The sequence below is a fragment of the Massilia rhizosphaerae genome (assembly GCF_016093545.1).
GTDB lineage: Bacteria > Pseudomonadota > Gammaproteobacteria > Burkholderiales > Burkholderiaceae_D > Telluria > Telluria rhizosphaerae.
In genome coordinates this window covers 165,559-175,919 of the sequence record NZ_JADKYX010000016.1, presented here as the reverse complement: position 1 = coordinate 175,919, position 10,361 = coordinate 165,559, and the positions used below count along the sequence as shown (strand labels likewise).

9 protein-coding genes and 1 other RNA gene are annotated in these 10,361 nt (G+C 67.4%); 8 read left to right on the top strand and 2 right to left on the bottom strand.

What is annotated here, in order from left to right:
• Positions 1-206: 206 nt before the first annotated feature.
• Positions 207-1,079 (bottom strand): transglycosylase SLT domain-containing protein, encoded by an 873-nt coding sequence (locus tag ISF28_RS21760; RefSeq protein ID WP_370663481.1) that lies wholly within the window; start codon positions 1,077-1,079, stop codon positions 207-209.
• Between the two features lie 514 nt (positions 1,080-1,593).
• Between ISF28_RS21760 and ubiD the strand changes: the two genes are divergently transcribed.
• Both ubiD and ffs read left to right on the top strand, forming a co-directional pair.
• Complete coding sequence (gene ubiD, locus ISF28_RS21755) at positions 1,594-3,093, top strand: 4-hydroxy-3-polyprenylbenzoate decarboxylase (protein WP_198119268.1); 1,500 nt, start codon at positions 1,594-1,596, stop codon at positions 3,091-3,093.
• 60 nt (positions 3,094-3,153) lie between these two features.
• Positions 3,154-3,252: signal recognition particle sRNA small type (gene ffs / locus ISF28_RS21750), an RNA gene on the top strand.
• A 48-nt stretch (positions 3,253-3,300) separates the two neighbouring features.
• Here ffs and ISF28_RS21745 read toward each other — a convergent pair.
• Positions 3,301-3,972: a hypothetical protein gene (locus ISF28_RS21745; RefSeq protein WP_198119267.1), complete on the bottom strand. Its 672-nt coding sequence runs from the start codon at positions 3,970-3,972 to the stop codon at positions 3,301-3,303.
• A gap of 94 nt (positions 3,973-4,066) precedes the next feature.
• Between ISF28_RS21745 and ISF28_RS21740 the strand changes: the two genes are divergently transcribed.
• The 6 genes from ISF28_RS21740 (at position 4,067) to ISF28_RS30635 (ending at position 10,114) form a co-directional block, all read left to right on the top strand.
• A complete protein-coding gene (locus tag ISF28_RS21740; protein WP_198119266.1) occupies positions 4,067-6,262 on the top strand; it encodes a DNA polymerase III subunit gamma/tau in 2,196 nt (731 codons plus the stop codon).
• 64 nt (positions 6,263-6,326) lie between these two features.
• The gene (locus ISF28_RS21735) at positions 6,327-6,653 is read left to right on the top strand and encodes a YbaB/EbfC family nucleoid-associated protein (RefSeq protein WP_198119265.1); all 327 of its coding nucleotides are present in this window, start codon (positions 6,327-6,329) and stop codon (positions 6,651-6,653) included.
• 10 nt (positions 6,654-6,663) lie between these two features.
• On the top strand, positions 6,664-6,954 hold the full coding sequence (locus ISF28_RS21730; RefSeq protein WP_198119264.1) for a YciI family protein: 291 nt from the start codon (positions 6,664-6,666) through the stop codon (positions 6,952-6,954).
• 16 nt (positions 6,955-6,970) lie between these two features.
• Positions 6,971-7,561: a recombination mediator RecR gene (gene recR, locus ISF28_RS21725; protein ID WP_198119263.1), complete on the top strand. Its 591-nt coding sequence runs from the start codon at positions 6,971-6,973 to the stop codon at positions 7,559-7,561.
• A gap of 206 nt (positions 7,562-7,767) precedes the next feature.
• Positions 7,768-8,931 (top strand): glycosyltransferase, encoded by a 1,164-nt coding sequence (locus tag ISF28_RS21720; RefSeq protein ID WP_198119262.1) that lies wholly within the window; start codon positions 7,768-7,770, stop codon positions 8,929-8,931.
• Complete coding sequence (locus ISF28_RS30635) at positions 8,900-10,114, top strand: DUF2334 domain-containing protein (protein ID WP_229519266.1); 1,215 nt, start codon at positions 8,900-8,902, stop codon at positions 10,112-10,114. Before ISF28_RS21720 ends, ISF28_RS30635 begins: the two co-directional genes overlap by 32 nt.
• The last annotated feature ends 247 nt before the right edge of the window (positions 10,115-10,361 follow it).

The following is a 10,361-nucleotide window of genomic DNA, read 5'->3' as shown; positions in this document are numbered from 1 at the left end:
CGCTTGGGTTGGTTTCGTTGCTGGACACCCGGCAGCGCTTCCAGTGTGTTGAATGAACCGCCGTATGCGGAACCGCACGTACGGTGGTGTGAGAGGGCGGCGGGGGTAACCCCGCCCCCTACTCGATTGCGCATCCCGGCGTGTAAAAAAATGAAAGCCACCGCGGCTTGCGCCAACGGTGGCTTTCGACCAGGAAGGGTACGGGCTCAGAGGCCGGCGACGGTTTCGCCGTTCTGGCTGTCGCCGTGCGCCGCCACGACGGACGGGGCGTCCGGCTTCGGCTGCGTGCTGACGGTCTTCAGCGTCGTGCTCGGGACCGCGGGCTGGGCCGGCGGGAAATAAATCGGGACGTTCTTGCCGCTGGCGACCTGCTTCAGGCGCTTGTATTCGGTGAGGACCTTGGAGCCGTAGCCGGAGTCGTCATCGGCCGCGCCGGCGCCGACGTAGCTCTTCAGCGCGCCTTCGACGGAGCCCGTGCGGTTCACGTAGTCCTTCAGGATCTGCGCGCCGACACGGATGTTGGTGACCGGATTCAGGGCGGCCTTCGAACCGCCCACTTGCTGGAACTTGTCGCTGTGGACCTTGGACATCACCTGCATCAGGCCCTGCGCGCCCATCGGGCTTTCCGCGAACGGATTCAGGCCCGACTCGATAGCCATCACGGCCAGGATCAGCAGCGGGTCCAGCTTGATCTCGTGTGCCGTGCTGTAGGCCGTCGAGACGAACATGTTGGCGGCGTCGCCGGCCACGCGGTAACGGCGCGCCAGCCAGTCCGTCACGTACTTCTGCTGACGGGTCGAACGGCTCTTGGCCTTGTCGTCCGCGCTGGCGGTCGCGACGGTGTTCGTGTCGCGTGCGGCCACGAGCTGGACCGGCGCATTGGCCGCCACCGGCGCCGGAACGCTCTGGTGCGGGTTCAGGAAATCCGACACCCGTTTCGCAAAATCGGGGCGGCTGTACAGCAGGGCAATCATTGCTACTGCGGAAAGACCGAATACGGTCAAGGTATGTCGTGCGGTGGTCAGAACACCGCGTGCCGCTTTCATCACGGAAGACCACGTGACTGGCTGGCTGGCCATCTGTTGGACGAGCCTTGCGCTCGTGCCGATGAATCGATGGATCATCGTCTCTCCTTTGTCGCGGACAAAGCCACCCCGGCGCAGCGCGTGAGCGCAGCGTTCGAGCGTACTCGTACCGTGCATCAGAAAACCGTCCGTCGCCGCTCGCAGCGGTCGAGGAACGCCGTCATTGCTTGCATCAGCTGGGCAGCGCTGCAGTGGAGGCGCCCAGTGGCTAACAACTGTCTCGGGGTTGGTTGGGCAGACGCCCAGTGAAAACACTCCTAAAATGTCGCTGGGGCCCCGACCCCGTGAAAGAATGAGACCGGCTAGAATCACGTGCTGGACGGGCCCGTCTCAATTTGTACGGCGGATTGTAGAAGCTCGTTTATATCAAGTCAATACTAGCACTTAAGCGTTCTATTACTTTTGGATCTAAAGGACGCCCAGGCGCTCATCAATTCCTTGGCAAATCAACCACTTGCCGGCGATTGTTAGCACTCCTCAAAAGATGTAAAAAAGAATTAAAAATTCAATGAACTACTCTGATTTACGGGATTTTATTGCTAAGTTGCAAGAAATCGGTGACTTCAAGCGCGTATCCGCGCCTATTTCACCGAATCTTGAAATGACGGAGGTGTGCGACCGTACGTTGCGCGCGGGCGGGCCGGCGCTGCTGTTCGACAAGCCGGTGGATGCCAGCGGCACACCGTATCCGATCCCCGTGCTGGCCAACCTGTTCGGGACGCCGCGCCGCGTGGCGCTGGGCATGGGCGCGGACGACGTCGGCGAGTTGCGCCGCATCGGTCACGTGCTGGCGCGTCTCAAGGAACCGGAGCCGCCCAAGGGTTTGCGCGACATCATGGACCTCGGCTCCCTCGTCAAGGCCGTCTGGGACATGGCGCCCAAGGAAATGAAGGGGGCGCCATGCCAGGAGATCGTCTGGGAAGGCCAGGACGTGGATCTCGCCCGTCTGCCGATCCAGCATTGCTGGCCGGGCGACGTCGCGCCGCTGATCACCTGGGGCCTCGTGATCACGAAGGGCCCGAACAAGAAGCGCCAGAACCTGGGCATCTACCGCCAGCAGGTGCTGGGGCCGAACAAGGTCATCATGCGCTGGCTTGCGCACCGCGGCGGCGCGCTCGATTTCCGCGAGCACTGCATCGCCAACCCCGGCCAGCCGTACCCGGTGGCGGTGGCGCTGGGCGCCGACCCGGCCACGATCCTCGGCGCGGTGACGCCCGTGCCCGACACGCTGTCCGAATACCAGTTCGCCGGCCTGCTGCGGGGGCAGCGGACGGTCCTGACGAAGGCCATCGGCAGCGAGCTGCGGGTGCCGGCGTCGGCCGAGATCGTGCTCGAGGGGCATATCTATCCAGATCAGAGCCACCCGTCCGGCTTCGAGCACGCGCTGGAAGGGCCGTATGGCGACCACACGGGCTATTACAATGAGCAGGACTGGTTCCCGGTGTTCACGATCGACCGCATCACGATGCGGCGCGACCCGATCTACCACTCGACCTACACGGGCAAGCCGCCCGACGAGCCGGCCGTCCTCGGCGTCGCGCTGAACGAAGTGTTCGTGCCCCTGCTGCAAAAACAGTTCACCGAGATCACGGATTTCTACCTGCCGCCGGAAGGCTGCAGTTACCGGATGGCCGTCGTGCAGATGAAGAAGCAGTATGCCGGCCACGCCAAGCGCGTGATGTTCGGCGTATGGAGCTTCCTGCGCCAGTTCATGTATACCAAGTTCATCGTCGTCGTGGACGAAGACGTCAACGTGCGCGACTGGAAAGAAGTGATCTGGGCCATCACGACGCGCGTGGATCCGACCCGCGACACGGTCATGGTCGACAATACCCCGATCGACTATCTCGACTTCGCGTCACCCATCAGCGGTCTGGGCAGCAAGATGGGTATCGATGCGACTAATAAATGGCCGGGCGAGACTAATCGGGAGTGGGGGACGCCGATCGTCATGGCACCGGACGTGAAGGCGCGCGTGGACGCCATCTGGGAGCAGTTGGGTTTGTGACTTCCGGCATGGGGGCATGGCGGTTTGCCGGCATGCCCGTTAGCGGTTATAATGCGAGCTGGCGGGCCCCTGCGCATTGTGGCATGGTTTACCTGGTCAGGTCGGGAACGAAGCAGCCAAAGCCGTTCACCGCAAGTGCCGCAGATCAGGCTCGCCTACTTACTTCAACAGCTGCCGCGGCAGCTGTTTTTGTTTGTCGCGGCGCCTTCAATCGTCGATCTCGGCTTCCAGTGGACGCGCCGACCATTCCATCATCGGGTTCTCCTTGAGCAGGCCCTCGTCGAGATTGAGCTTCAGGTGGTTGCGGGCATCGCTGACATAGTGCTTGTCGCCGGCGGCGGTCTTGATGGTCAGTTGGGCCGGCTTGTCGAACTTGAAGATCACCGACTTCATCGTGGGCACGAACAGGCTCAGCATGCCCGCCACCTTGCCGATCGCGGCATTGGTCTGGGGAATGGCGCCCATCACCGTCGCGTAGCGCCACTGCGTCGTCTCCGGCAGCACGGCGCCCAGGTCGAACCCCATGCGCATCTTTTCGCCCTTGGGCAGGCTCGTCCAGATCTGCGCGTCGTCGGCCAGCCACTGCTTGTTGAGCACCATGCGCGCGCGGCCGCCGGCGTCCAGCGGCATGGGCGTCCGGCTGGCGCCGTCCACGACGACGAGACCGGCGTCCAGCGGCGAGATCGCCTTGTTCACGGGCACCAGCTTGGCATACAGGATCACCTTGTCGCGCTCGGCCGGGGGCAGGGCGTCGAACTTGTCCACTTTGACGATGTCGACCAGCTTGCGATACGGGATCCATTCGCGCTCGGCGGCATGGCCCGGCAACGCCGGCAGCAGGAAAGCGAACATCAGCGGTATGCACAGTGATTTTTTCATTTTTCCTAATTGAAATAAAAACACCAGTGTAGGGGAATTCCCGATGAGCGTCTAATGTTGCCGCGCCCACGCCGGTCTACGGTAAAATCCCGGTATGTCCTATCAAGTCCTCGCTCGCAAATACCGTCCCCGGAACTTCGAAACGCTGGTCGGCCAGGAGCACGTCGTCCGTGCGCTGACCCATGCCTTGCGGACCGGACGGCTGCACCACGCCTATCTGTTCACCGGCACGCGCGGGGTGGGCAAGACCACGCTGTCGCGCATCCTGGCCAAGTCGCTCAACTGCGTCGGGCCGGACGGGCAGGGCGGGATCACGGCCGAACCGTGCGGCCAGTGCGAACCGTGCCGCGCCATCGACGCCGGCCGCTTCGTCGACTACGTCGAGATGGACGCGGCGTCGAACCGCGGCGTCGACGAGATGGCCCAGCTGCTGGAGCAGGCGGTCTACGCGCCTTCCAATGCGCGCTTCAAGGTCTATATGATCGACGAGGTGCACATGCTCACGAACCACGCCTTCAACGCGATGCTGAAAACGCTGGAAGAGCCGCCCGAGCACGTGAAATTCATCCTCGCGACGACGGACCCGCAAAAGATTCCGGTGACGGTGCTGTCGCGCTGCCTGCAGTTCAACCTGAAGCAGATGCCGCCCGGTCACATCGTGGGCCACCTGGAAAACATCCTCGGCCAGGAAGGGGTGACGTTCGAGCAGCCCGCGCTGCGCCTGCTCGCCCAGGGCGCGCACGGGTCGATGCGCGACGCGCTGTCGCTGACCGACCAGGCCATCGCCTACGCCGCCGGCGCCGTCACGCTCGACGCCGTGCAGGGCATGCTGGGCGCGCTCGACCAGTCCTATCTGGTGCGCCTGCTCGATGCGCTCGCGAACCAGGACGGCGCCGACCTGATGGCCGTCGCGGACGAAATGGCCAGCCGCAGCCTGTCGTACAACGGCGCCCTGCAGGACCTGGGCACGTTGCTGCACCGGATCGCGCTGGCCCAGACGGTGCCGACGGCGCTCCCGGACGACCTGCCGGAACTGGCCGACATCCAGCGCCTGGCGACGCAATTCGATCCGCAGGAAGTGCAGCTGTATTACCAGATCGCCGTCATCGGCCGCAACGAGATCGGCCTCGCGCCGGACGAGTACGCAGGCTTTACCATGACCTTGCTGCGCATGCTGGCGTTCCGCCCGGGGCAGGGCGGTGCCGAGCAGGCGGCGGCGCCCGCGCCGGCCGCGTTGGCGCGGACGCTGCCGCAGGCGGCACCGGCGCGTCCGGCCGCCGCTGCCCAGCCGGCCGCCGCCGCGCGCCCGTCCGGCCCGGCCGCCGCTGCTCCGCCAGCCGGACCCGCGGCCGCTCCCGCACCCGCGCCGGCCGCATCGCCGGCCGCGCAAGGCGGTGCCGGCCGCGCGATGACGTCCGCCCGCGCGGCCCTCGATGCCGCGCTGGAAGCGGCGCGCGCCGGCTCCCGCATGGGCGGCGCGCCCCGGCGCCCGGCCCCGGCCGCCGAGCCGGCCGCCGCGGCACCTGCCGCGCCCGCGCCCGCTGCGCCCCCGCCATCGGCGCCCGGTGCCGGCGCAGTTGCCGGCTCGGCATCGAGCGCCGCGCGTGCCGCGGCCACGGCGCCATGGGACGCTGCGCCGCAGAACACCAGCGCCGCCGCGGCCCAGCCGCAGCCGGCCATGCAGCACATGTCGGCCCAAGCCCAAGCCCAGGCCCAGGCGCAGGGTAGCGACCAGGCCGTGGCCGACGACGAGCCGCCCGCCTGGGTCACCGAATTTTCCGACGACACGGCCGTCGCGCTGGAGACGCCCGCCGTGGCCGCGCCGGCGGCGCCCGCGCGCGTGGCCGCCCCGTCCGCGCCGCCGTATGCTTACGTCATCACGCCCGTGCCGGCCATCGATTGGGACGGCGACTGGCCCGCGCTGGCGGCGTCGCTGCCGCTGCGCGGCGTGGCCCAGCAGCTGGCCTTCCAGACCGAACTGGTCGAGTGCGCCGCGGACGGCGCCGCCGCGACGTTCCGCCTGCGCGTGCCGGTCGATACGCTGCGCGCCAGCGGCAACAGCGAGAAGCTGTGCGCGGCCCTGCAGGAGCGTTTCCCGGCCGTGCGCGTGAACGTCGAGACCGAGATCGCGCCCACGTGGTACACGGCCAGCGCCGAGGCCAAGGCAAGGCGCGAGCGGCTGCAACGCGAGGCCGAGGCGGTCGTCGACGCCGATCCGTTCGTGCAGGAGATGGCGCGCACGTTCGACGCATTCGTCGTGCCCGGCTCCGTGCGCCCGACCGCGGCCTGATCCGTCCGCCCGCATATAAACGATATAAACGATTTATCCATCCGACTTTTTTGGAGAACGCATCATGATGAAAAACCAGCTCGCAGGCCTGATGAAGCAGGCGCAGGCCATGCAGGACAACATGAAGAAGGCGCAGGAGCAGCTGGCTCAGATCGAGGTCGAAGGCCAGTCCGGCGCGGGCCTGGTGAAGGTCATCATGACCTGCAAGAACGACGTCAAGCGCGTGTCGATCGACCCGTCGCTGCTGGGCGACGACCGCGACATGCTGGAAGACCTGGTCGCCGCCGCGTTCAACGACGCCGTGCGCAAGGCCGAGACGACCGCGCAGGAAAAGATGAGCGGCCTGACCGCCGGCCTGCCGCTGCCCCCGGGCTTCAAGATGCCGTTCTGATGCTCATCTGATGTTCATCGTTACGCTTCACTATATCGCGCCGCTCGAGCGCATCGATGCCTACTTGCCGGCGCACCGTGCCTGGCTGGAGGCGCAGTATGCGCGCGGGCTGATGCTGATGTCGGGGCGCAAGGAGCCGCGCGACGGCGGCATCCTGATCGCCCACGCCGCCAGCCGCGCGGAGCTCGACGCGGCGCTGGAGGGCGATCCGTTCGGGCAGGCCGGCCTCGCGACCTATACCGTCACCGAGTTCATCCCGACCATGACCGCCGAGGCGCTGGCCGCCTGGCGCGGGCAGTAAGTCCGGCAGGAGCCCCATGTCCAAATCGCTCGACTTCCTCACCGAGGCCTTGCGCCGCCTGCCGGGCGTCGGGCCGAAGTCGGCGCAGCGCATGGCCTTCCACCTGCTGCAGCACGACCGCGAAGGCGCCGCGATGCTGTCGCGCGCGCTGTACCAGGCCGTCGACGCGGTGCATCACTGCGCCATGTGCAACACCTTCTCGGAAACCGAGGTCTGCGACCTGTGCGCCGACGAGCAGCGCGACCGGTCGCTGCTGTGCGTCGTCGAGACGCCGGCCGACCAGATGATGATCGAGCAGACCCTGACCTTCAAGGGGCTGTACTTCGTGCTGATGGGCCGGCTGTCGCCGCTGGACGGCATCGGCCCCAAGGACCTGCACCTGGAAAAGCTGGTGGGACGGGCCGCCGACGGCCAGGTCAAGGAAGTCGTGCTGGCCACCAATTTCACCAACGAGGGCGAAGCGACCGCCCATTACATCAGCGAAATGCTGAAGGCGCGCGGACTCAAGGTCAGCCGCCTTGCGCGCGGCGTCCCCGTCGGGGGCGAGCTCGAGTATGTGGACGCCGGCACCATCGCGCGCGCCATGCTCGACAGGCGCAGTGCATAATGGGCCTCCCCGACGGGAGCCCGACCATCGTCGCGCACTGAGCGCCCGGTACGTGCGCGCGGCCGCGATGCAGCGGCCGGACGACCTGCCATCTCATGCGTGACAGGCACCGGTTCCCGGCAGCAGGAGGCGTCCGCTTGACAGTGCGCAAACCCGGCGCACCGGCTCCGCTGCTATCGTGGGGATACTTTGACCGGACCCCAAGCATGCACCTCGTCGACATCACGATGTTTTACGCGGCCGAAGGAGGCGGCGTCAGCACCTATCTGAATGCCAAGGCGCACTGGCTGGCACGGCGCAGCCGCGTCAGGCACACCATCATGAGTTCCAATGTGGAGACGTGCGACCACGCCGTGCCCGCACTCGTCAAGATACCATCGGCCGGCGTGCCCGGCTTCCACGGCTTTCGCATGCCGCTGTCCGTCGAGGGCCCGGCGCGGCTGCTGGAATCCGTCGGTCCGGACGTCGTCGAGGCCGGCGACGCCGGACACTGCGCCTGGGCCGCGCTGCGCATGCGCAAGCGCTACGACATTCCCGCCGTCGCCTTCTATCACTCCGACCTGCCGCGCCTCGTGCAGCCCCGCCTCGGGCGCTGGATCGCGCGCGGCACCTGCCGCTATCTCGCCAACCTGTACCGCCAGTTCGACCTCGTGCTGGCACCCAGCCGCATCATGGTGCAGCAGCTGGACGCGATCGGCGTGCACGGGGCCGTCCACCAGCCGCTCGGCATCGACAGCAGCGTGTTCCGTCCGCAGCGCCGCGACGACACGCTGCGCGACCACCTGGGCCTTGCGCCGGACGCGCGCCTGCTCGTCTATGCCGGCCGCTTCACGCCGGAAAAAAAGCTGCACGTGCTCATCGAAGCGGTGCGCAAGCTGGGCGATCCTTACCACCTGATCCTCGTGGGCGGCGGCGGCGTGCTGCCGTTCTGCGACCGCGTGACGCACGTCCCGTACCGGCGCGACCAGCGCCAGCTCGCCTGCCTGCTGGCCAGTTGCGACGTGCTCGTGCACCCGGGCGATTGCGAAACGTTCGGCCTCATCGTGCTCGAGGCGATGGCGTGCGGCCTGCCCGTCGTCGCCACGAACAGAGGCGGCGTGGCCGAGCTGGTCGACACGGAAACGGGCATCCTGGCCGAGCCGAACGACGTCGCCAGCCTGGCCGGCGCGATCGAAGCCATCTACCAGCGCGACCTGGCGCGCATGGGCCACGCCGCGCGGCGCAAGGCCGTCGAGCGCTACGACTGGAACGAAATCCTGCCGCAGGTGGTCGGCCGCTACGAGGCCCTGGTGGGCGGTTATCCCTATGTGGGACGGGGCGACATCGATGAGGCGATCCATGAACGGGAGGGCATCCGTGTCGCAGATTGAATGGGCTCCCGACGAGCAGATGCTGTGCGTCTCGATCCACGACGTGGCGCCCGCCACGTGGTCCGATTGCCTGCGTCTCGTGGAGGCCGTGCGGGCCGTGGCGGACATCCCGCTGACCTGGCTCGTCGTGCCCCATTATCACTTCCGTCCCGAGCAATCGCTCGCCATGGAAGCGTGCCTGAACGTGGCGCTGGAGCGCGGCGACGAGCTGGCGCTGCACGGCTACAGTCACCTCGACACGGAAGCGGGCGGCGGGGGGGTGCGCGCCCGCTTCCTGCGCAACGTCTACACGCGCCGCGAGGGCGAGTTCGCCGCGCTGACGGAGGCGGAAGCGCGGCGCCGCCTGGAACTCGGCGTCGACTGGTTCGCGGCGCGCGGCTGGACGCCGACCGGTTTCGTGCCGCCCGCCTGGCTGCTGGGCGAGGGCGCATGGCGGGCCTTGCGCGATGCGCCGTTCGCGTACACGACGACGTTCAGCCATTTCCATTGCCTGCCGGCGCGGGAACGCGGCAAGGCCTTTCGGCACCATCACGCACAAGGCTATCGCGGCGGCGACGGCGCGAGCCTCCAGTATGGCGGCGGGATGTTGCAGAGCAGCCAGGGAAACCAGTCGGGGCAAGCCGGCCGGAACCGCCAGTTCGATTCACGCGACTGGACGGGGCCGACCGACCCGGGACCGACCGCCTCCGACGAAGCGCAGGAGGGACGCAGCCGGCGCGGCACGTCCGACCGCGAGGGGGAGTGCGACAAACAGCGCGACAAACAGCGCGACGTGAGCAAGCGAACCGACCCGCAGCGGCCATTCGTCGAAAACACCCGCCGCGGCACGCACGCCATCCTGTCGCCGTCGCTCGTGTATGCGGCGCGCAACTCCAGCGGGCGTATCCTGTCGCGGCGCGTGGCCGATGCCACCGCGGCCATGCTGAAGCGCTCGCCGCTCGTGCGCTTCAGCCTGCATCCGCCCGATGCGCGCTATCCGGAGCTCGTCCGGCACATCCAGCAGGTGCTGGAACGCTTGCTGGAGCGGCGCGAGGCGGTGACGAAAGCGGAGTTCGCAAGCCGGGTGGCCACCCGTCTCACCAGTATGGATCCCACCAGCCGCCCCGCCAGTAACCCGGACCCCAGCCGTAGTAGCCCGGAGGCGGTCCATAGTGCTGCAGATCGTACTTCGTACTCAGATTGAGCACGCAGCTGCGCCAGGCGTCCGACTGGGCGGCATAGCCCAGCCGGACGCAGGCCGGCCCGTAGATCGCCATCATCCGCTCGACGTCGGCCTGCGCCTGTGCCGCGCGCTCCTGCGGCGTCGTGCACGCGGCCAACGCAAGCACGCCGGACATGCCTGCGCGCCGCAGCCAGCAGAACAAACAAGTGCGCACCTGAACCATGGCGCCTCCCGCATCCGACCCGCGCGTCCTGCGCGTCTGTCGCCA

Excerpts from the sequence above, each read along its gene's own strand:
- ISF28_RS21760 (WP_370663481.1), bottom strand. The coding sequence starts at position 1,079 with ATGGCCAGCCAGCCAGTCACGTGGTCTTCCGTGATGAAAGCGGCACGC.
- recR (WP_198119263.1), top strand. The coding sequence starts at position 6,971 with ATGTCCAAATCGCTCGACTTCCTCACCGAGGCCTTGCGCCGCCTGCCG.
- ISF28_RS21740 (WP_198119266.1), top strand. The coding sequence starts at position 4,067 with ATGTCCTATCAAGTCCTCGCTCGCAAATACCGTCCCCGGAACTTCGAA.
- ubiD (WP_198119268.1), top strand. The coding sequence starts at position 1,594 with ATGAACTACTCTGATTTACGGGATTTTATTGCTAAGTTGCAAGAAATC.
- ISF28_RS21745 (WP_198119267.1), bottom strand. The coding sequence starts at position 3,972 with ATGAAAAAATCACTGTGCATACCGCTGATGTTCGCTTTCCTGCTGCCG.
- ISF28_RS21735 (WP_198119265.1), top strand. The coding sequence starts at position 6,327 with ATGATGAAAAACCAGCTCGCAGGCCTGATGAAGCAGGCGCAGGCCATG.
- ISF28_RS30635 (WP_229519266.1), top strand. The coding sequence starts at position 8,900 with ATGAACGGGAGGGCATCCGTGTCGCAGATTGAATGGGCTCCCGACGAG.
- ISF28_RS21720 (WP_198119262.1), top strand. The coding sequence starts at position 7,768 with ATGCACCTCGTCGACATCACGATGTTTTACGCGGCCGAAGGAGGCGGC.
- ISF28_RS21730 (WP_198119264.1), top strand. The coding sequence starts at position 6,664 with ATGTTCATCGTTACGCTTCACTATATCGCGCCGCTCGAGCGCATCGAT.